The sequence below is a fragment of the Campylobacter concisus genome (genome assembly GCF_003048555.1).
GTDB classification, from domain to species: Bacteria; Campylobacterota; Campylobacteria; order Campylobacterales; family Campylobacteraceae; genus Campylobacter_A; species Campylobacter_A concisus_AO.
Map to the genome: position 1 here is coordinate 13,124 of NZ_PIRR01000012.1, position 20,008 is coordinate 33,131.

A 20,008-nucleotide genomic window follows, 5' to 3' on the forward strand; every position below is an offset into this window, starting at 1 on the left:
TGTGACGCTACTTATATTTGATATAAAAACATATATCGCTAGCAAAAATGAGTAAAATTTTACGTATTATTTTATGTAATTTATACTAAATTTAGCCGTTTTTGCTCTCTGCTATCTTTTTTATAAGCTTCATATCGCCGTTCATTGCTAGGCTCATAAAGCAAATGCCGTTTGCGCCAGCTTTTATGGTCTCTTTGTAGTTTTGGTTGCCCAGTCCGCCAAGTGCGTAAATTTCTTTATCTAAGCTTTTTAGCTCGCTTATAAAATTTATTCCTTTTGGCTCTAAATCCGCCTTGCAAGAGGTGGTAAATATATGAGAAGCGACCAGCACATCGGCGATAGAGGCTGAAATTTTAGCCTGCTCTAGGTCGTGAGCTGGGGCGTAAATTTTAGCTGTTTTTCTAAATTCATCTAAAAAAACGCTGTGATTTTTAAAAAATTCAAGCTGCGCCGAAGTGAGCCAAAAGTCGCCTTTTAGCTTGCAGGCTACGTCAAAAAATTGATTAATGATAAATTTCTTGCGGTAGTTTTCACAAATTTGAGCCACAACCCTAGCAAGATCGTAAAAATGAGCCTCGTTTAGCCCCTTTGCACGAAGCAAAATTTCATCCACGCCAGCCTTGCAAAGTAGCTGTATCCTCTTTAAAAAGTCATTGCCCTCGTAGCTTTCAAAGTCAGCCACGCAGAGAATTTTAAACATAGACATACTCGCTCATTAGTGGTTCTAAGCCATTTGCTTTTATCATAGCTTTGATCTCGTCCACGCTTCTGCTATCACTTATCTCAAACTGCTCGTCGCCCTTTTTCTCTTCGCCGTGAGCGCCGATGCTTACTTTTACGCCAGCGCTTATCTTATTTGCGGCGATCTTTACGGCGTTATCGCGAAATTTCGCCTTTTCTCTGGTTGAGATCGTTATGCTGGCTGTTGGTATGAAAATTCTATAAGCGCAGATTACTTGCAAAAGCTCGCGCTCGCCCACGTCACGCGGATTTATGCGATCATTATTTATGATAGGACGAAGTCTTGGGCATGAAAATGCGATCTCAGCGTGCGGATACTTTTTTTGAACTAAGCTTGCGTGAAGTGCCGTAGCAAAGGCGTCAAGCCTAAAGTCATCTATGCCAAGAAGTGCCGCAAAGCCAACTCCTCTCATGCCTCCAAGAAGCGCTCGCTCTTGCGCATTTAAGCGGTATGGGAAAATTCTTTTATTGCCACCAAGGTGGATTTTTTCGTATTTTGTGGGATTGTAGGTCTCTTGAAAGACGGTCACGTAGTCTGCGCCACTTTTGTGAAGAAGGGCATAGCCGTCTGAATTTAGCGGGTAAATTTCAACCCCAACGACTTTAAAAAATTTCTTTGCCAAAGCACAGGCGTTTGCGATATAGGCTACACTTGAGTTGGTCTCGCTCTCACCAGTTAGGATCAAAATTTCTTCTAAGCCGCTCTTTGAAATTTCACTTAGCTCCCTTGTGATCTCCTCGTCGCTTAACTTTGCCCTTTTTATATTATTTTTAGCGTTAAAGCCGCAATAAACGCAGAGGTTATCGCAGTAATTTGCTATGTAAAGCGGCGTAAAAAGCGTGATATTTGAGCCAAAATTTGCTCTTGTCTTTGCTTGAGCTAGCTGGGCGATTGGCTCTAAAAATGGCGCTGCAGCAGGCGAGAGCAGGGCTTTTAGATTTTCAAGTGAGCAGTGCTTTGCATTAAGAGCTGCTTTTACGTCTGCTTCGCTGTAAATTTCAGGCTTATAGCTCGCGCGCTCTTTTAAAATCTCATCCATGATCTCACTGCCAACATCCTGCATGTGAGGTAGTAGCTGCATGTGATCGGTTTTAGAAAATTTCATCAGTCTAAAAATCCAGTGAGCGGCGATGAGGCGTTTGCGCTTTTGCTCTTTGCGCCAAGGCCTGCTAGATAGGCGTTGCGACCAGCGATGATCGCCTCTTTGAAGGCTCTTGCCATGAGTGGAATGTTTTTAGATGAGGAGATAGCTGTGTTTGCCATGATCGCAGCTGCTCCCATCTCCATCGCTTCGCACGCTTGTGATGGCCTGCCTATGCCAGCATCAACTATGATCTGCGTGTCAAGCTCGTTTATCAAAATCTCGATGATATCTTTAAAAACTAGCCCTTGGTTTGAGCCAATGGGCGCAGCTAGAGGCATTATGCAACTTGCTCCCGCACTTAGCATCGCTCTTGCAGCGTTTAGATCCGGAAACATGTAAGGCATCGGCACAAAGCCGTCATTTGCCAAGGCTTCGCACGCTTTTATCGTTTCAATATTGTCTGGAAAGAGAAATTTAGAATCAGTTATGATCTCTATCTTAACAAGCTCGCCGCATCCAAGCTCACGTGCGAGCTGGGCGATGCGAACGGCCTCTTTGGCGTTTCTAGCGCCACTTGTGTTTGGCAAAAGCGTCACGCCTTTTGGGATAAAGTCAAGTATATTTCGCTCTTTGCTCTCGTTTATGCGCCTAAGAGCAAGGGTTAAGATCTGCGCGCCAGCCTCGTTTATGGCTGAGTCGATGAGCTCGTGCGAGTACTTGCCAGAGCCAAGGATGAAGCGGCTTTGAAACTCCTTGCCGCCAAGGATCAAACTATCACTTTGCAACTTACGCCTCCAAACCCATAAGCAGTCTAATGGCTAAATTTGCCTCGTGATTTGCGCAGATTGCAACGCGTGGTGCCATGAGCCCTTGACCGATCTTCGCCTCATTCGTGAGGTCACCGCAAAGATAGACATTTTTGGCAAATTTTATGGTTTTTATGAGATTTGAGCTAAAGTATCCAGCCATGCCAGAGGCGCCAATGATCTTTTTATCTTTTAAGCTTGCCCCAGCTTCGTTTAGTATCATCGCCTTGCCAGCGACGTTGTCAAAGGCTTCGCATAAAATTTTGCACTCGCCAAAGACGCTAGCCACGTTTTTTTCGTCCAAAAATATATCGTGAGTTTCGACCTCGACAAAGGGATTGACGTCATTTATCAGCTCTTTAAGCGCCTGCGTCTTTTTTAAGCCGATGTGGCGGACGAAATACTGCTGGCGGTTTAGATTGCTTGGCTCAACGACGTCAAAGTCGGCAAGCACTAGCTTTTTTACGCCAACTCTAGCTAGGCTTAGCGCGATATTTGAGCCAAGACCGCCAAGTCCAGCCACGCCGATCACCGCTTTACTTAGGGCTAAATTTAGCTCAGGGCTGTTTCGTGAGGCGATCATCGCGCGTAAAACTTCACGCTCAGGCATCACGCCACGCCTTATAAATACGACATTTGAGCCATCTTTTAGCTCGCTATCTTCTTTTATAGCAAAGCCATCAACGATAAAAATATCTGGCTTTGTCGCGTTAAATTTCTCTAAAAATTTATAAATTTCACTCTCTTTATCACCAAGTGCAAGCTCTTTTAGCTCACTAAGGCTTTTTACTGGCACCTTAAATTTTGCGCCATTTAATACAATCTCTATCATTTTCTCCTCATCCACCGCCAACTAAAGTGACGATCTCATAAGCTTTGCCCTCGCTCATAAAGCTATCACGCCAAAGCTTTTTTGGCAAAATTTCTCCGTCTCGCTCAAGGGCTATAAATTTAAGCTCATAGCCATTTTGAGCTAAAAATTCATAAACATTTATATCGTTTTCAAGCTCGAAAATTTTGCCATTTACACTAAATTTGATCATTAAATTTTGTAGCTTTTTACAAAATTTGCGATCCTCTCGATCGCTTTTTTTATGCTCTCGATGTCAGTTGCAAAAGAAATTCTAAAGTATCCCTCCATACCAAAGCCTACACCTGGCACGGTCGCTACGTTCGCCTCTTCAAGCATTTTTTTGCAAAATCTAAGCGAGTCACTATCTACATCTTTGCATTTTATAAATAGATAAAACGCGCCATCAGGCTTAACTACGCTTAGCCCAGGGATAGCATTTATCATCTCAACTGCCACATCGCGTCTTTTTTCATACTCTTTTCTCATGTTTTCGATATCTTCGTCAGTTTCGCCTAGAAGTGATGGGATAGCGCCTATTTGCACGATCGAGCTGATGTTGCTTGTGCTTTGACTTTGAAGCTTTTTGATGCCAGCGATGAGCCAGTCCATTGAGCTTGCGATATAGCCAAATCTCCAGCCAGGCATCGCGCCACACTTGCTTAGGCCATTTATCGTGACCGTTCTTTTAAAAAGATCTTCGCTCACTGAGGCCACTGCGTGAAATTTCTTGCCGTAGATCACTTTTTCATAAATTTCATCGCTTGTAACGATGATGTCAGTACCCTTTAAAACCTCGCCAAATGCCGTGATCTCCTCTTTCGTATATACAGCTCCAGTTGGGTTTGTTGGATGATTTAGCGAAAAGACCTTTGTTTTTGGTGTGATCGCTTTTTTTAGCTGCTCGGCTGTGATTTTAAAATTTGTACTCTCGTCCGCCTCGATAAATACAGGCACACCGCCACAAAATTTAACGATCTCAGGATAGCTCACCCAGTATGGAGATAGGATGATAACCTCGTCGCCTGGGTTGATAAGCGCTTGAAATACATTAAAAAGTGAGTGTTTTGCGCCGATGTTTGTGACGATTTGATTTGCTTTATAATCAAGCCCGTTATCTCTTTTTAGCTTTGCTCTAATGGCCTCTATAACCTCTGGCAGGCCCGGTACTGGCGTGTATTTGCCGCTTTTGCTATCGTTATCAAGTGCGTTTTTTACAGTTTCTCTTATCTTTTTTGGAGTCATAAAGTCAGGCTCACCAGCTGAAAGCGAGATCACGTCGATGCCAGCAGCCTTCATCTCTTTGGCCTTTGTGCTGATAGCGATTGTGATTGATTCGCTCAATGTTTGCATTCTGTTTGCTAGTTGCATTTTCGTCCTTTTTAGTTGATTGTCTTTAAGTAGCTATTATCATTTAAAAATAGATAAAGTTCGCCCAAAATTTGCTTCTTTTGTGTTTCGTTTATCAGAGTTGATTTCTCTAAGCGCTCATTTAGAGTGTCTTGGATCTCGTAGATATCGTAGTCCATGTCCTCCATGATATCAAGGATCGACTGGCTCTCTAGTAAATTTGTGATCTTGTAGCCATCGCTTGTTATCTCCACTGTAGCTTCTGTCGGATGAGTAAAGAGGTTGTGTTTCATGCCGATCACCTCTTGATATGCGCCAACTAGGAAAAATCCCAAGAAATAATCCTCCTTCTCCACATCCACGTCGTGTAAAAGCAGTGGATTTTTCTCATCGTCATAGCTGATCTCGCCGTCGCTATCGCAGGTGATATCCCAGATCGAAGCTGGCAGAGTAGGGCGTTCATCGAGCCTATCAAGCGGCATAATAGGGAAATTTTGCTTTAGCCCCCAAAAGTCAGGCAAGCTTTGAAAGATCGAGAAATTTAGCAAGTATCTCTCTTGCACCTCTTTTTGAATTTTGGCCAGATCGCTTGAGTTGCTCTTGTTACCAAGCATCACGACAGCCTTTTTGCTGATGAGCCTTAAAAGCACCTCTGCATTTGATCTATCTTGCAGATCGACATAGCCTAGATCAAAGAGTGTTAAAACGCTCTCTGTGTGATGGATAGCGTCGTGCAGGTATTCTAGGGCATTTGAAGGTTTGATTGATTTATAAAGATCGACTAGCTCGGTTATCAAATTTGGATTATTTTTCTTTAAATTTAGCTTCTCTTCGGTGTATTCTTGAGAAAATAGCTCAAGCACGGGAGCGACTAAAAGTGCGTGAGAAGCGGCGATGTAGCGACCTGACTCTATAAATATGTCTGGCTCGATCTCTTTTTTTTGCTCGCTTATAGTTTTAAGCATATAAACAACGTCGTTTGCATATTCGTTTAGTGTGTAGTTTCTGCTACTTTCTTCTTTAAACTGCGAGTATTCGATCGCAAGGCCGCCACCTAAATTTATCGCTTTTAAATTTGAGGCGCCCATTTTTCTAAGCTCAGCATAGATGTTGCCAGCTTCGATTAGTGCTTTTTTGAGCGGATGTATCTCGCTTATTTGAGAGCCGATGTGAAAGTGTATCATTGTGAAATTTTCAAGTAAATTTGCCTTTTTTAGCATCTTTACAGCTTCTATTAGCTCTGTTGATGTTAGGCCAAATTTAGAGTGTATGCCACCACTTTTTGCCCAAAGACCCGATCCTGTCGAGTGCAGTCTTACTCTAAGTCCGATCTTTGGTTTTGGTTTGAAGCGTTCTTTTGCGATGGCGATTATCGCTTCAAGCTCGTTTAAGCCCTCGATCGTTAGCGTGATGTTATGCCCCATCTCAGCGGCTATAAAGCCTATATTTATCATCTCCTTATCTTTAAAGCCATTTACGGTTATTGGAGCTTTTTCGTTATTGTAAGCCATAGTTAAAAGTAACTCAGCCTTACTACCAGCTTCAAGGCCGTAGTTGTAGGGCTTGCCAAGGCGAACTAGGTTTTTTACAAAGCCTGGATATTGATTGACCTTAAGTGGAAATACGGCATTAAAGCTGCCTTTGTAGGCAAATTCTTTCTTTGCTTTTGCAAAGCTTGCGTGGATCTGCTCGATCTGTTTTTGGATAAGGTGCGGAAAGCGAAGCAGTAGTGGCCCTCTATATCCGTCGTCTCTTATCTCTTTTACTATGTCTATGATCGCTGGTTTGCTGGCTGCATTTATACAGACTTTGCCATCTTCTATAACAAAATTTGAATTGCCCCAAATGCTAAGTCCAAAATCATTCATCCCAGCTCCTTTTCAAGCTCATCTAAATTTATCGTTTTTTCATCTTTGGTTTCTAAATTTTTGTACCAGATTTTATTCTTTTTCATCTCGTTTTCACCTACGCAAAGGAAAATTTTCGCATTTTTGTTGTCGGCATTTTGTAGATGTTTTTGAAGTTTTTTGGCTTCATAAGAAATTTCAACCTGATATTTTTTGCGAAGCTTTGAGCCAAGCGCATAGACAAAGTCTAAATTCGTCGCATCAAGCGCGCAAAGATAAACTCCATCTCGCTCATCCTCGGCCTCACCTAAAATTTCCATTATCCTCTCAACGCCCATCGCAAATCCAACGCCGTAGCTGGCTCTACCGCCAAGATACTCTACAAGCCTATCATATCTGCCACCACCGGCAACTGCGCTTTGTGAGCCGATCTCATTGCTGATAAACTCAAACGCCGTCTTGCAGTAGTAGTCTAGCCCACGAACGAGCTTTGTATCTATCTCAAATTTAACGCCATTTGCCGTTAAAATTTCTTGTAGTTTTGCAAAATCAGCCTGCGCCTCATCGCTTAAGCTATCAGTGATAACCGGAGCGTTTTTGTAAATTTCTTGACAGCTCTCAACCTTGCAGTCAAGCACACGGATAGGATTTAAAAGCTTGCGTCTTTTACAGTCCTCGCAAATTTTATCGTCATTTTCATCTAAAAATTTAACGAGCTTTTCTTTGTAAGACTTCATCGAGCTCTCGTCGCCAAGGGAGTTTATTTTTAGGATTGTTTTTATGTTTAGTCTGTTAAAAATTTCGCTCACCATCAAGATAATGCTCGCATCCTCATAGACACTGCCCTCGCCAAAACACTCACAGCCAAACTGGTGAAACTCTCTCAAGCGACCTTTTTGTGGGCGCTCATAGCGAAACATCGAGCCGTGATAAAAGCAGCGCTTTGTCACATTTGCCCTGTCAAGTTTTGCCTCGATAAACGCTCTAACCACGCCAGCCGTGCCCTCAGGACGCAAGCAAACGTCGTTGCCGCCTTTGTCTTCAAACTGATACATCTCTTTGCCCACGATGTCACTGCTCTCGCCGACACTTCGTTTAAAAAGCGCCGTCTCTTCGAGGTGCGGGGTCAAAATTTGCTCATATCCGTAGTTTTTTGCGACTTCCTCGCAGGTTTTTATTATCTGTGCGTAAAGTTTTGCGCGAGCTGGAAGCATATCTTTCATGCCACGAAGTGCCGTTATCATCGCATTATCCTTTTTATTTTTTGTGATTTTACTTAAAATTTATAAAATTTTCTATCTCTTTTGAAATTAGCTCTATGCTTTTAGACGCGTCTATAAAAAGCGTTTCAAAGCCATTTTTGATAAGAATTTGCTTCATTAGACTTTGCACTTTTAAAAGATACTCTAGCCCACGAGCCTCGATCTTATCGCTTGTGCCTCTATTTTTTAGCCGTGCGCTTATAAGCTCATGGCTTGCTTCAAAAAAAACTATCTTATCTGCAAATTTATCATTTAACGCAAATTTATTAAGTTCTAAAAGTACGTTTTCATCTAAATTTTCATCATTTGCCAAAGCATAGGCGATGCCAGAGATAAAGCCCCTGTCGCTTAAAATGAGCCTATTTAAATTTGGAGCGACTAGCTTTTCAAAATGCTCAGCCCTATCAGCTAAAAAGAGTAAAATTTCAGCCCTTTTGCCTATTTTTATGTTTGAGCTTAGTAAAATTTCTCGTAAATTTTCACCAAGCTGCGTGCCACCTGGCTCTTTTGTGACGATGGCGTCACTAAATTTAGAAGCTAAAATTTCTATCTGCGTGCTCTTACCAACGCCGTCAATGCCTTCAAACAAAACATACATTTTACGCCTTTAAATTTTTAAGAATTTTTGCTGGCACTAGGTTGCTCACATCGCCGTCGTGGCGCAAGACTGAGCGGACGATCGAGCTTGAGATGAAGGCGTTATTTAAACTTGGCATAAGATAAACCGTCTCAAATTCGTCCCAGAGTGCAGCGTTTGCGTAGCCTATTTGTAGCTCGTATTCAAAGTCACTAACCGCACGAAGTCCCCTGATGACGGTGTTTATGCCGTGCGATTTAGCAAAATCAACAAGCAAGTTATCAAAGCCAAGAACGCTTACGTTTTTTAGCTCGCAAACTGCCTCTTTTGCCATCTCTATGCGTTTTTCATGTGCAAACATCGGCTGTTTGCTGTCACTTTTTGCAACTGCGACGATTACCTTGTCAAAAATTTTTGTTGCCCTTATTATAACGTCCAAATGGCCGTTTGTAATGGGGTCAAATGTCCCTGGATAGATGCAAGATTTTTTCAAATTTGCCACCTTTTGTAAAGATTATTTTCGATTTTTAAGGCATCAAGCCACTTGCCGATGATGAAATTTTCCACTTCCTGAAGGCTCTTTATGCCTGCGTAGTAGCCTAAAACCGGCGGCGCGATGGTAGCTCCAAGAGATGAGAGAAACTGCATCTGTGAAAGCGTGATCGTAGAAAACGGCATCTCTCTAACTCCCAAAACTAGCCTTTGCCTCTCCTTTAGCGCGACACTTGCGGCTCTTGTGATGAGCGTGTCGCTTATGCCATTTGCAACTTTTGCTAGCGTGTTGGTAGAGCAGGGTGCTATGATCATTGCTTCAACACCAAATGAGCCTGACGCTGGGCCTGCGCTAAGGTCTTGATCATCATAAATTTTCACGCCAAGATCATTTAAATTTAGCTTCAAATTTTCTTCAGCCTCCAAAACCTTCATGGCATTTTTACTAACTATGACGTGCGCCTCGCAACTATCTTTGGCAGCCTTGACAAGCTTTAAAAAGAGTCCAGCCCCACTTGCTCCAGTGGCTGCAAATACTATCTTTTTCATCTTATTACTGCCTCATCTTTGCCTGAAACTGTGGCCTGTAAAATTTTATTATCTTTTGTTCTTATCTTTATCATATCACCTAAATTTCCATCCTCAAGTGCCTTTACTTCAGCTATTATCTTAACGCCATCCTCGCTCAAAACTGCATTTAGCATTTGGCCTTTTTTTACTAAGCTTATGGCGTTAAACTGACGCTTGGTTAAAATTTCACCGCTTTTTATCTGCACTTTTGTTATAAGAGCCAAGCTATTTGAGCTAGAAAGTGCATCTTTTGGCCATTTGCCAAACTCAATCATCGTTGGCTGATAGTCAAGCAGGCTTAAAATATGGTTTGTATTCATTGAATTTATTGCTATAAAGGCTGGCATCTTAGCGTTAAAGCTAAATTTAAAATAGATACTTTTTAGACTCAGATCAACATCCTCAAATGATGCTCTAAATGTACCTTTTTGACTATTTTGATCACCTAAAAAGATATTTTTTAGGACGAGCTCTTTGAAATTTGTTGGAAGCTTATTTTGTGGGCTAATGCTAAGATCACTTATGCTGATACCAGGATATTCATCGCTAATTGATCTTAAAAATTGCATTTGAATCTCATCCATAATAGAGCAGTTTTTCACAAAAGCAACGCTTCCACCGCTTTTGTCATTATATGTTTTAAAATTTGCTGTTAGAATTTCATAGAGTTTTTTGCTATCTATCTTGGCTGCTCTTTTGCCCTCTAGGTTTAAAATTTCATTGTCTTCGCCATCAAAGCCAAAAGTACTAAGTGAAATTTGATCATTTAGAACGCAATACATTGGATAAATGCTGACTTCATTTGCAAAAAGTTTTGTGGAAAATAAAAAAAAGAGTATAAAAAAGATGGAGCGGGAAACGAGATTCGAACTCGCGACCCCAACCTTGGCAAGGTTGTGCTCTACCCCTGAGCTATTCCCGCAGTTAAAATGAAGTCCGCATTCTATCAGATTGTTTTTCATTTGTCAAGATTTTATGGAAGTTTTATAAGAGAAATTTCACTATTTTGCAAAATTTTGCTTTGATCTGGGCTAGTTAAAAACATAAAAGTGCTTTTTAAAATATGATCTATCATGCCAGAGCCGTATTTTCCACCATTTGTTACTATAAATTTATCATTTTCAATATTTCCAAAAATGGCATTGATCCTGCCTGATTTTACCTTTAAATTTTGTGCATTTGTAGCATTTTGCATCACAAAGCAATCCTCTTTTAAAAGAGGCAAAACAAGCATCATCATGCAAACATAAGCTGCCATTGGATTTCCAGGAAGGACAAAAATAAGTTTGCCATCTTTTTCATAAGCCTTGCAAGGTTTGCCAGGTCTTATATCAATATGTGAAAAAATTTCATTGTATCCAAGCTCACTTAGAGCTATTTTCATAAAGTCAGCCTCACCAGCGCTTGCTCCGCCAGAGCAGATAATAATGTCGTAATTTGTGGCATTTAGAAATGCCTGTTTGACAGCACTTAGCTCATCTTTTATGATGCCAAGATATGAGCTATCTTGTCCAATATACCTTAAAAGTGCAGCGATGCCAAAAGCATTTGCATTGTAAATTTCATCCTCGCTCGCTCTTTGCCAAGGCTCTATGATCTCATTTCCACTTGAATAAATTCCAACACTAGGCTGTTTTTTTACATTTATAAAACTTATGCCCTGTGCTGCTAACATCATTATGCCTCTAGTGTTTATAACCTCGCCACTTTTTAGCAAAATTTCACCAATCTTTACCTCTTCGCCTTTAAAGCGATACCCATCACCTTTTTTAAGATTATTTGGTGCTTTTATAAAATTTCCATCAACAACACAATCCTCAATCTTTATGATCGTATCAGCACCCTTTGGCATCTTCGCACCAGTCATTATCTTAACGCACTCATTTTTGCCAATGCTTAGCTGCTCTTTATCGCCTGCAAAGGCACTTGCAACTATTTTATATGGCTTGTCTTTATCTTCAAATTTCACAGCAAAGCCATCAAGTGCAGAGTTATCAAAACATGGCAAGTCTTTTACCGCCACTACATCATTTACCAATGTTTTACCAAGAGCCATGCTGATAGGTAAAATTTCACTATCTATTTTTAATTTGAACTTAGATTTAAGCGCATCTAATGCATCATTTAGTAGCATTTTTACTCCTCAAGCCTAATAATATTTGCACCAAGGCCTTGAAATTTCTCTTCTAAATTTTCATATCCTCTATCAAGGTGATAAATTCTATGTACCAAGCTTTCGCCATTTGCTATAAGAGCAGCTAGTATCAGCGCTGAGCTAGCTCTAAGATCTGTCGCCATCACATCGGCTGCATTTAGCTTAGCTGGTGCATAAACGCTTGCGATATGTCCATTTAATTTAATATCTGCTCCCATTCTAGCAAGCTCACTAACATGCATAAAGCGGTTTTCAAAAAGTCTCTCATCTATCGTGCTAACGCCATTTGCTGCAAGACAAAGCGCCATAAATTGAGCTTGCATATCTGTTGGAAAGCCCGGATACTCGGTGGTTCTTATCTCCACTGGTTTTATCTCTTTTGCTGGCAATATCGTGATCTTATCGCCGTCTACTTCGATACCAAAGCCCATCTCTTCAAATTTATTTAAAATAGCCGTCATATGGGATGCATTTGCCTTTGTGACTGAAATTTTGCTATTTGTTATAGCTCCAGCACAAAGGTATGTGCCAGCCTCGATCCTATCAGGGATTACTTCAATTTCGCAAATTTCAAGTAATTTTTGGCCACTTCCAGTTATCTTTAGTTCACTTGTGCCGATGCCTTCTATTTTAACGCCACTCTTAGCCAAAATTTCACAAATTTGCACCACTTCAGGCTCAAGCGCTACGTTAAAAAGCTCTGTCGTGCCGTGCGCTAGAGCTGCAGCCATGATGATATTTTCGCTGCCAGTTACGGTGATCTTATCAAAGACGATCTTTGCGCCTTTTAGGCCATTTAGTGCTGTTGCGACGACGTAGCCTTGCTTTATTTCGATATTTGCTCCCATTTTTTCAAGCGCATTTAGATGCAGATCGATAGGTCTTTGTCCGATCGCACATCCTCCAGGTAGGCTCACTTCACAGTGGCCAAAACGTGCAAGAAGCGGTCCAAGAGTTAAGATTGATGCTCTCATCTTTCTAACGATATCATAATTTGCAGTCGTCGAGCTTACACAGCTTGTGTCTATACTTAGTGAGTTTTTATCTTTAAATTCGCACTTTGCTCCTAGGTTAGTTAGCAGTTGGCAAAGCGTTTTTATATCAGCGACATTTGGGATATTTGTTAAATTTACACTTTTTTTTGCAAGTAAGGTTAGGGCGATGATCGGTAGAGCAGCATTTTTGGCACCGCTTATTTTTACTTCGCCACTTAATTTGGCATTTCCTTTTATCTTTAAATAGTGCATCATTGTTTTTTTGCCTTAAGAAAATATGTTTTTTGCCGATATTATATTGCTTTTTAACTTAGAATAAAGAAAGCAAAGCACTATTTCCGGTTCATTTACGTTTAAAAGTTAAAATTGCAAACACTAAAATTTTTGGATATAAATATGTCAAATTCAATAAATAAAAAAATCTTTTTTATACTTAGCATTATATTTTTTACAGGTTGTTCTTTTAATTCTAATCAACCGACAACTCCGCAAAATGAAACAAATCAAACCGTAACTTCAAGTGTTGATTTTAGTGAGCAAATGATTGGTGAAATCATAGATGAAGATAATGATAGAGAAGATAAAAAATTTGGTTCTTTTTTTAAAAAATACCTAAATACAAGAGCTGGCGGTGATTGCTCAGGATTCGTTTCTATCGTAAATGCAAAGTATCAAAATATGTATTTTGATGAAAAGACAATAAATCGCTACTACGATAATGGCGGTAGAAAGTCAAAAGCGATCTATAATTTTTATGAAAGTAAGAATTTAATTACTCATAAAAATCCAAAAATAGGTGATCTTGTATTTTTCTCAAATACTCTTGGTAAGGGCGTTCAGAAAAATAAAGATAAGAAAAATATTACTCATGTTGGCATAGTTACGGCTGTGCTTGGCGATGAGACAGTAAAATTTATACATAATTCTGGCGGAAAGATAATTCATAGCTATATGAATCTAAAACAAAAAAATGTGCATCTAAAAGGAAACCAAGAGATAAATAGCTACCTTGTAAGGTGTTCAAACTCAAGTTGCTTGGCAGCAAATAGATTTGCTGGATATGGCAAAGCAAAATAAATCAGAAATTTTTACTAAAAACCTTTTAAAACAAATACTAGGCTCAAATTTTAAGCATTATTTATATAAATTTACACTCGTAAATACAGATTTAAATAAAGAGAAAATATGAATTTTTTTGATGAAATTTGGGAAATTTTAAATGAAGACGAGATTGGGCTTAAATTTTTAAAATTTGAGCTATTTTATGAGAAATTTAAACGAGATTTTAATATAAATTTTTACGAAAGCTCTAAACCAAACGAGCTAATAACGCCTAGCTATGCAAAATTTTGTGAAGTAGTTAGCATGAAAGAGCTAAACAAAAAAGTAAAGCCAAAGGATAAAAATTTAAATTTTATCCACTCGGTAGCTCATATTGAATTTAGTGCTATTGACATCGCGCTTGATGCTTGTTATAGATTTAGAAATTTGCCAAGAGAATTTTATGAAGACTGGCTAGAAGTGGCTGAAGATGAGATCAGACACTTTTGCATGATAGAAAATTTGCTCTTAAAGCAGGGCGGTAGATACGGCGAGCTAAGTGTGCATGATGGGCTTTTTATCGCACTTCAAAAGACTTCAGATAGTCTAACTAGCCGTATGGCGCTACTGCCAAGATATATGGAGGCAAATGGGCTTGATGCAAATGCTCATATCATAAAAAGGCTTGAAGGCGAGGGCGGGCAAGAAGAGCTAATAGAGTGCCTAAAAGTCATATTAAAAGAGGAAGTTTCTCACGTTTATAAGGGCGATAAGTGGTTTAAATTTGCCTGTAAAAAAGAGGGCATTGACGAAAATAGCTACTTTGGCATTATCTTAAGTTTATATCCAAATTCATTTAAAAATGTTAGAGAGATCAATGAACAAGATCGCTTAAAAGCTGGATTTAGCAAAGAAGAGCTTTGCTTGATAAAGAATTTCTCAAAGGAGAGATAGTGAGTAAAATTTATTTCATAAGACATTCAAAAGCGGTTGATGAGAATAAGGACGGAGCTAAAGATGCCTTAAGGGAGCTTAGTCAAAAAGGCAAAGAAGACGCTAAATTTATGGCAAATAGACTAAAAATGTATGATGTGATGCCAGGGGCTATCTTTTCCAGTAGTGCCAAAAGATGCGAGCAAACGGCAAAGATTATCGCTAAAACTTTAAAATTTAAAGAAGAGACCAGTCTTATAGATGAGCTTTATGATATAAGTTTTGAAGATCTTTTAAAATTTGTCAAAAATATAGATGAGAGTTTGGATGAGATTTTTATCATCACGCACAACCCAAGCATAACTGAAATTTGCGAGTATTTAAGCGATTCATCAATAGACAATATCCCAACTTCTGGAATATTTTGCGTTGAGTTTGGATGTAAATTTAGTGAGTTAAAAGAGGGTGGTGCAAAAGCATTATTTTTTGACCACCCCAAAAAACATCAAAGATAATTTAACACTTTAGTTTTTATCTTTAAAAATTTCGTTATATGAAGTAAAAATTTGCTTGCTTAGATCTTCTATTTTTTTAGACTTATCAACAAAATAATTTAAATTTTGTTCATTATAGCCAGAGGCCGACTTCTCGAGCAAGAGCTTGATTTCATTATTTAGCGACGATGTAAGCTCTTTTGACTTATCAAAATTTTTGTTTTGTTTGTGTTCACTTATGCTCTCGTTCTCATACCAGTCTAGCAGGCTCTGCGCTAAATTACGTATTTCCTCACTGTATCCTTGCTCGTTTATAAGGTCAGAGTACACTTTGGTTTTGTAAGCGATTTGCGAAATTTTTGCGATTATGGCAAAGGTTTTATTTTCGACATATTTTGATGTTTGAGCGGTATTTTGTGCGTTTGCATTAAACTCGCTCAATACCTTTTTGAAATTTTCTACATTTTGTGTTGTTAGTTTAGAAATTTCATCGATTTTTTTAGAATTTTCATCGATATCATTTACCTCTTGCTGAAGTGTTTTTATATTGACTTCTATGTCGCTTGCGGCTTTTTGTGTGTTTTCAGCTAGCTTTCTTACCTCATCAGCAACTACCGCAAAACCACGTCCGTGCTCTCCTGCACGAGCAGCTTCAATGGCGGCATTAAGAGCAAGCAGATTTGTCTGATCGGCAATATCTTTTATTAAATTTAAAACAGAGCTTATTTCAGAAGCCCTAGTGCTTAGCATGCCAGTAGCATTTGAGCAGCTTTGTACTAGACCATCAAGCTCTCCCATGTTTTGACTAAGCTCGGCGATGTTTGACATATTTTCTCTTGCTATTTGTGCGGTTTGTCCAGCATCTGTTGCTGTTTGGCTTAAATTTTTGATACTTTCATTTAGATCATCTCTTACATCATTTATGCCATTTATGCCGTTTCCAAGTTTATCAAGCTCACTTGAGAGAAGACCTCTGATTTTACTTTTTAGTCCTTCTTTTATACCAATGACTCCATTACTCATAGATATGGCATTTCTTTTAAATGCGCCTCTAAACCCTTCTACAAATATATTTCTATATGTTTTTGAGTTTTGTGCAGCTTGGACTGAGGTTGAAATTTCACGTTGAAGCGCTTCAACTTGATCTAGCAAATCATTTATGCCAAGGGCGACTTCATACATCTCGTCCTTTTCTCCAACATTTACAATGCGAGGCTCTAGTATGCCATTTCTTGCCGATTTGACAACACTTAAAATCTCATTTATTGCATTTGATTTTTTCTTAAACATATCTAGAACCTTTGCAAGTTGTTTATAAATTCATCATAGCTTGTTGATTTTTCTTCTAAGAATTTTAATAAATATTTTTTAGATGCTTCAATACCGCCATCTCGTTCTAGCTCAAGTAATTTTGCATAAAGTGGTTTTATGATCTCTATCGCTTTTGCATTTGGCTTACGTCTAACAGAATAGTATCCAACGATATTATCTTGTTGATCAAGCGAGGCTGTGATATTACCAAATACCCAGTAAAATCCACCATTGAGAGTTTTATTTTTAATAAAGGCAAAAATTTCCTCTTTATTTTGTATACGTTCCCAAAGTAGCTTGAAAATAACTCTTGGCATATCAGTGTGCCTTATTATATTGTGCGGTTTTCCCAAGAGATCACCTTGTTTTACTCCTACGATATTTAAAAAAGGCTCGTTGCAATAAGTAATCCTTCCTTTTGTATCCGTTTTTGAAACTAAAAATGCGTTCTCATCAACGCCATATTCTTTTTCTATAGACATTTTACTCCTTTAAATATAGATTTAATTTTTAACAGCTTTTGCCATATCCCACATTGGCATAAATATACCAAGGGCGAGCAAAAGCACCATAGCTGCGATAAATATTAGTAGTATCGGCTCAATATAGTTTGAAATATTATCAATAATATCATTAAATTTCACTCTATAATAATCAGTAACCTTTTGTGTCATGTCATCTAAGCTACCACTTTGTTCGCCAGCACCTATCATTTGTATAAGCATACCCTCATAAAGTCCAGTTTGCCTAAAGGCCTCGGTTAAGCTTATGCCACGGCCAACCAGCACTTTTACAGCAGTTAGTTTATTTCTTATGTCTTGATTTGAAACAGTTACAACGGCAGTATCTAGCGCATCAGCGATAGGAAGTCCAGCACGAACAAGCTCTGTAAAGATTAGATTAAATCTACTCATATTTGCAAAAAATATTATTTTGCCCACAAGATAGACTTTTAGTAGGTATCTATCGACCTTATCCCTAAAATTTTCATCATTTGAATATTGCTTTTTTAGCAAAAAAGCAAATGCAACAAGAACAACTATTATATATATGCCGTAATTGCTCATTATGTATTCAATGTTTAGTAAAATTTTAGTAGGAAGGGGGAGGTCGGCATTAAGCTGGCTAAAAATTTCTCGAAATTGTGGAACAACTGATGTCATAAGCACAATAAAAGCCAAAATTATAGAGCATATTACGGTTATTGGATACCTTATAGCTTTTTTAAATTTTTGCTGGTTATACCAGACTTCTTGCAAGATAGAAGCTAGCTTTGATAATGCATCAGCCATATTACCAGTGCTCTCTCCAAGCCTTACCATGGCAACAGTGACATCGCCTAGCTCTTCTTGAAAATTTTCTATACTTTGAGTTAAGCTTGCACCTTGATTTAGGTCTTCATCTAATGTTTGAAATATTATTTTTAGCCTTTTATCCTCGGTAGCATTTGCTGTCTCTTTTATGCCATCATGTATTGATATACCAGCATTAGTCATAACGCTAAGTTGCCTTATGGTAGCAACTAGAGCTGGAATTTTTACTTTTGAAGAAGAGAATATTTTATTAAATTTTTCTTGCAAGTCCAAAAAATCATTGTTGATACTTGAAACTTGAGTTTCTTTGATCTTTACTATCATGCCTTGAATATTTGCACGATTTTTTACATCATTTTTGCTATTGGCCTTTAGGCTCATCTTTTGGCGTTTGCCATCTTTTATATATTCTATTTCATAAAATTTCATATCTTGGCAACTCTATATACTTCTTCGATTGTTGTTACACCATTTGCTGCACGTATAACGCCATCATGGAACATATCTATAAAGCCTTCGTCATAGGCAGCCTTTTTAAGCTCTTCTTTTGAAGCGTTATTTGCTACGATACTTGCTATGTGATCGCTGATAGATAATATCTCACTTATCATTTCACGCCCTAGATATCCGGTTTGTGAGCAGTGCTGGCAACCCACGCTTTTATAAAATTGATAATCTTCGGGAAGAAATTTCTTGATCTCATCAAGAGCTTTTTGAGATAGCGTGACTTTTTGTTTGCAATACGGGCAAAGCTTTCTTACAAGCCTTTGAGCCTCAATGCAAACTAGTGCACCACTTACTAAATATGGCTCAATACCCATATCAACCATACGAGGCAGAGCGCTAATAGCGTCGTTTGTATGAAGTGTAGAAAAGACTAAGTGACCAGTTAGTGCCGCTTGAATCGCGATTCTAAGCGTCTCTTGATCTCTGATCTCACCTATCATAATAATGTCTGGATCTTGCCTTAAAATAGAGCGAAGAGCTGAGATAAAAGTAAGCCCAGCCTTCTCATTTACATGTACTTGTTGGATCATATTTAGCTGATACTCGACCGGATCTTCAACAGTAATAATCTTAGTTTTTACACTTTTTATATCATTTAATGCGCCATAAAGTGTAGTCGTTTTTCCTGATCCTGTAGGACCAGTAACTAGGATGATGCCATAAGGAGCTTTCATGCTCTTTTTAAATTTAGCAAAGTTATCTGGATGCATACCGAGGTCTTCAATGTTTATGATAACTTTTGATTTGTCCAAAATTCTTAAAACTATGCTTTCGCCGTTTAAAATAGGTAGTGTAGAGATACGAAAATCGTACTCTTTATCTAAAATTTGAGCTGAAAATCTACCATCTTGTGGGCGGCGGCGCTCCGCGATATCCATGTTTGAAAGTAGCTTCATACGGCTTACCATCGGCGGATAGATATCTTTATCAAATATAAATGTCTCGCTTAGCATGCCATCTATCCTGCTTCTTACGATGCAGTTTGTCTCGGTTGGCTCGATGTGAATATCGCTCGCTCTGCTTTGAATAGATGTTTTTAAAATTATCTCAATTAGCTTTAAAATTCCAGAGCTTTCTGTGCTTTGTCCTTGGCTGCTAGAGCTTGAAAGCTCTTTTCTAATCTCTGTAATAACGTCCTTTATGCTTTCATTAAGAGCTATTTTGTTTATATATTTTTCTATCTGGGCTGGATCGGCGCAAGCTACTTTTAATAGCTTTCTGTTAAATAAATTTTGAACTTTATCTTGAATGATCACATCAAAAGGATTTTTAAAAGCTACATAAACGCTTATCTCATCTTCTTTTACTGGGATAGCGTTATATGATTTTAGCTGCGAGGTGCTTAGCTTTTCACTGATACGGTAGTCGATATCTATGTCATCAAGATCAAAAAATGTGATTTTAAATTTATCGCACACATATTGAATAAAGCGCTTTTGATCTATCTGAAGACTAGTCGAAATTTCATCAATGTCAGTGTGTCCTCTTCTATAAATATCAGATAGAATTTCAAAAAAAATCTCTTCCTCTAGCATATTTTCTTCAAGCAAAATAGCCAAAAGACTTTTTTCGTTTATCTTTTTTATCTCTATAATCTTTAAAATTTGCTCATCATTTAGTTTATTAAGTTGCTCTAATGTTTTTAGCGTTAAATTTTCTAAATTATTCATCTCTTCTCT

21 protein-coding genes and 1 tRNA gene are annotated in these 20,008 nt (G+C 38.6%); 3 read left to right on the plus strand and 19 right to left on the minus strand.

Annotated elements, in window-relative coordinates:
- Positions 1-91: 91 nt before the first annotated feature.
- The 15 genes from CVS92_RS03355 to murA all read right to left on the minus strand — a co-directional run bounded on the left by CVS92_RS03355 (position 92) and on the right by murA (position 12,985).
- Positions 92-706, minus strand: coding sequence for a thiamine phosphate synthase (locus tag CVS92_RS03355; RefSeq protein ID WP_234398691.1), 615 nt, complete (start codon positions 704-706; stop codon positions 92-94).
- Positions 693-1,847, minus strand: a complete 1,155-nt coding sequence (gene thiH / locus CVS92_RS03360) for a 2-iminoacetate synthase ThiH (RefSeq protein ID WP_107788503.1) — start codon at positions 1,845-1,847, stop codon at positions 693-695. Before thiH ends, CVS92_RS03355 begins: the two co-directional genes overlap by 14 nt.
- Entirely contained in the window at positions 1,847-2,611 is a 765-nt protein-coding gene (locus CVS92_RS03365; protein ID WP_107788504.1) for a thiazole synthase, read from the minus strand. The genes thiH and CVS92_RS03365 overlap by 1 nt, the downstream gene beginning before the upstream one ends.
- Position 2,612: 1 nt before the next feature.
- The gene (gene thiF / locus CVS92_RS03370) at positions 2,613-3,464 is read right to left on the minus strand and encodes a sulfur carrier protein ThiS adenylyltransferase ThiF (protein ID WP_107788505.1); all 852 of its coding nucleotides are present in this window, start codon (positions 3,462-3,464) and stop codon (positions 2,613-2,615) included.
- A gap of 7 nt (positions 3,465-3,471) precedes the next feature.
- Positions 3,472-3,675: a sulfur carrier protein ThiS gene (gene thiS / locus CVS92_RS03375; RefSeq protein WP_103628245.1), complete on the minus strand. Its 204-nt coding sequence runs from the start codon at positions 3,673-3,675 to the stop codon at positions 3,472-3,474.
- Entirely contained in the window at positions 3,675-4,853 is a 1,179-nt protein-coding gene (locus tag CVS92_RS03380; protein ID WP_107788506.1) for a pyridoxal phosphate-dependent aminotransferase, read from the minus strand. Before CVS92_RS03380 ends, thiS begins: the two co-directional genes overlap by 1 nt.
- Positions 4,854-4,864: 11 nt before the next feature.
- Positions 4,865-6,700, minus strand: coding sequence for a biosynthetic arginine decarboxylase (gene speA / locus CVS92_RS03385; protein ID WP_107788507.1), 1,836 nt, complete (start codon positions 6,698-6,700; stop codon positions 4,865-4,867).
- On the minus strand, positions 6,697-7,923 hold the full coding sequence (gene hisS, locus CVS92_RS03390) for a histidine--tRNA ligase (protein WP_107788508.1): 1,227 nt from the start codon (positions 7,921-7,923) through the stop codon (positions 6,697-6,699). The genes speA and hisS overlap by 4 nt, the downstream gene beginning before the upstream one ends.
- Before the next feature lie 28 nt (positions 7,924-7,951).
- Entirely contained in the window at positions 7,952-8,539 is a 588-nt protein-coding gene (tmk, locus tag CVS92_RS03395; RefSeq protein ID WP_107788509.1) for a dTMP kinase, read from the minus strand.
- 1 nt (position 8,540) lies between these two features.
- Positions 8,541-9,011: a pantetheine-phosphate adenylyltransferase gene (gene coaD, locus CVS92_RS03400; RefSeq protein WP_012001782.1), complete on the minus strand. Its 471-nt coding sequence runs from the start codon at positions 9,009-9,011 to the stop codon at positions 8,541-8,543.
- Complete coding sequence (locus CVS92_RS03405; protein WP_103599945.1) at positions 9,008-9,559, minus strand: UbiX family flavin prenyltransferase; 552 nt, start codon at positions 9,557-9,559, stop codon at positions 9,008-9,010. Before CVS92_RS03405 ends, coaD begins: the two co-directional genes overlap by 4 nt.
- Positions 9,556-10,362 carry a flagellar basal body P-ring formation chaperone FlgA gene (flgA, locus tag CVS92_RS03410; protein ID WP_107788510.1) on the minus strand — a complete coding sequence of 269 codons (807 nt, stop codon included), beginning with the start codon at positions 10,360-10,362 and terminating at the stop codon, positions 9,556-9,558. The genes CVS92_RS03405 and flgA overlap by 4 nt, the downstream gene beginning before the upstream one ends.
- A 65-nt stretch (positions 10,363-10,427) precedes the next feature.
- Positions 10,428-10,502: transfer RNA gene (locus tag CVS92_RS03415), tRNA-Gly, on the minus strand.
- 51 nt (positions 10,503-10,553) lie between these two features.
- The gene (locus CVS92_RS03420) at positions 10,554-11,714 is read right to left on the minus strand and encodes a molybdopterin molybdotransferase MoeA (protein ID WP_107788511.1); all 1,161 of its coding nucleotides are present in this window, start codon (positions 11,712-11,714) and stop codon (positions 10,554-10,556) included.
- Between the two features lie 2 nt (positions 11,715-11,716).
- Positions 11,717-12,985 carry a UDP-N-acetylglucosamine 1-carboxyvinyltransferase gene (murA, locus tag CVS92_RS03425; RefSeq protein WP_107788512.1) on the minus strand — a complete coding sequence of 423 codons (1,269 nt, stop codon included), beginning with the start codon at positions 12,983-12,985 and terminating at the stop codon, positions 11,717-11,719.
- Positions 12,986-13,126: 141 nt separating this feature from the next.
- On the opposite strand from murA, the gene CVS92_RS03430 reads away from it, so the two are divergent.
- The 3 genes from CVS92_RS03430 (at position 13,127) to CVS92_RS03440 (ending at position 15,219) form a co-directional block, all read left to right on the plus strand.
- Positions 13,127-13,807 (plus strand): NlpC/P60 family protein, encoded by a 681-nt coding sequence (locus CVS92_RS03430; protein ID WP_103641090.1) that lies wholly within the window; start codon positions 13,127-13,129, stop codon positions 13,805-13,807.
- Between the two features lie 108 nt (positions 13,808-13,915).
- Positions 13,916-14,725: a ferritin-like domain-containing protein gene (locus CVS92_RS03435; RefSeq protein WP_107788513.1), complete on the plus strand. Its 810-nt coding sequence runs from the start codon at positions 13,916-13,918 to the stop codon at positions 14,723-14,725.
- Entirely contained in the window at positions 14,725-15,219 is a 495-nt protein-coding gene (locus CVS92_RS03440; RefSeq protein ID WP_087577026.1) for a SixA phosphatase family protein, read from the plus strand. The genes CVS92_RS03435 and CVS92_RS03440 overlap by 1 nt, the downstream gene beginning before the upstream one ends.
- A gap of 9 nt (positions 15,220-15,228) precedes the next feature.
- Here CVS92_RS03440 and CVS92_RS03445 read toward each other — a convergent pair whose 3' ends face one another.
- Genes CVS92_RS03445 through CVS92_RS03460 form a run of 4 tightly spaced genes read right to left on the minus strand, consistent with a single transcriptional unit; the run spans position 15,229 to position 19,999 of the window.
- Positions 15,229-16,488, minus strand: coding sequence for a methyl-accepting chemotaxis protein (locus CVS92_RS03445; protein ID WP_107788514.1), 1,260 nt, complete (start codon positions 16,486-16,488; stop codon positions 15,229-15,231).
- A gap of 2 nt (positions 16,489-16,490) precedes the next feature.
- Entirely contained in the window at positions 16,491-16,991 is a 501-nt protein-coding gene (locus CVS92_RS03450) for a PAS domain-containing protein (RefSeq protein ID WP_103618488.1), read from the minus strand.
- A 21-nt stretch (positions 16,992-17,012) separates the two neighbouring features.
- Entirely contained in the window at positions 17,013-18,251 is a 1,239-nt protein-coding gene (locus tag CVS92_RS03455; RefSeq protein WP_107788515.1) for a type II secretion system F family protein, read from the minus strand.
- Positions 18,248-19,999, minus strand: a complete 1,752-nt coding sequence (locus CVS92_RS03460) for a GspE/PulE family protein (RefSeq protein ID WP_054196613.1) — start codon at positions 19,997-19,999, stop codon at positions 18,248-18,250. The genes CVS92_RS03455 and CVS92_RS03460 overlap by 4 nt, the downstream gene beginning before the upstream one ends.
- Positions 20,000-20,008 lie beyond the last annotated feature (9 nt).

What these genes read in the sequence shown, in the direction of transcription:
- tmk (WP_107788509.1), bottom strand. Translation starts at nt 8,539, where the DNA reads ATGTATGTTTTGTTTGAAGGCATTGACGGCGTTGGTAAGAGCACGCAG.
- thiS (WP_103628245.1), bottom strand. Translation starts at nt 3,675, where the DNA reads ATGATCAAATTTAGTGTAAATGGCAAAATTTTCGAGCTTGAAAACGAT.
- CVS92_RS03380 (WP_107788506.1), bottom strand. Translation starts at nt 4,853, where the DNA reads ATGCAACTAGCAAACAGAATGCAAACATTGAGCGAATCAATCACAATC.
- CVS92_RS03430 (WP_103641090.1), top strand. Translation starts at nt 13,127, where the DNA reads ATGTCAAATTCAATAAATAAAAAAATCTTTTTTATACTTAGCATTATA.
- CVS92_RS03455 (WP_107788515.1), bottom strand. Translation starts at nt 18,251, where the DNA reads ATGAAATTTTATGAAATAGAATATATAAAAGATGGCAAACGCCAAAAG.
- thiF (WP_107788505.1), bottom strand. Translation starts at nt 3,464, where the DNA reads ATGATAGAGATTGTATTAAATGGCGCAAAATTTAAGGTGCCAGTAAAA.
- murA (WP_107788512.1), bottom strand. Translation starts at nt 12,985, where the DNA reads ATGATGCACTATTTAAAGATAAAAGGAAATGCCAAATTAAGTGGCGAA.
- CVS92_RS03420 (WP_107788511.1), bottom strand. Translation starts at nt 11,714, where the DNA reads ATGCTACTAAATGATGCATTAGATGCGCTTAAATCTAAGTTCAAATTA.
- CVS92_RS03445 (WP_107788514.1), bottom strand. Translation starts at nt 16,488, where the DNA reads ATGTTTAAGAAAAAATCAAATGCAATAAATGAGATTTTAAGTGTTGTC.
- CVS92_RS03355 (WP_234398691.1), bottom strand. Translation starts at nt 706, where the DNA reads ATGTCTATGTTTAAAATTCTCTGCGTGGCTGACTTTGAAAGCTACGAG.
- speA (WP_107788507.1), bottom strand. Translation starts at nt 6,700, where the DNA reads ATGAATGATTTTGGACTTAGCATTTGGGGCAATTCAAATTTTGTTATA.
- CVS92_RS03460 (WP_054196613.1), bottom strand. Translation starts at nt 19,999, where the DNA reads ATGAATAATTTAGAAAATTTAACGCTAAAAACATTAGAGCAACTTAAT.
- hisS (WP_107788508.1), bottom strand. Translation starts at nt 7,923, where the DNA reads ATGATAACGGCACTTCGTGGCATGAAAGATATGCTTCCAGCTCGCGCA.
- CVS92_RS03450 (WP_103618488.1), bottom strand. Translation starts at nt 16,991, where the DNA reads ATGTCTATAGAAAAAGAATATGGCGTTGATGAGAACGCATTTTTAGTT.
- flgA (WP_107788510.1), bottom strand. Translation starts at nt 10,362, where the DNA reads ATGTATTGCGTTCTAAATGATCAAATTTCACTTAGTACTTTTGGCTTT.
- thiH (WP_107788503.1), bottom strand. Translation starts at nt 1,847, where the DNA reads ATGAAATTTTCTAAAACCGATCACATGCAGCTACTACCTCACATGCAG.
- CVS92_RS03405 (WP_103599945.1), bottom strand. Translation starts at nt 9,559, where the DNA reads ATGAAAAAGATAGTATTTGCAGCCACTGGAGCAAGTGGGGCTGGACTC.
- CVS92_RS03435 (WP_107788513.1), top strand. Translation starts at nt 13,916, where the DNA reads ATGAATTTTTTTGATGAAATTTGGGAAATTTTAAATGAAGACGAGATT.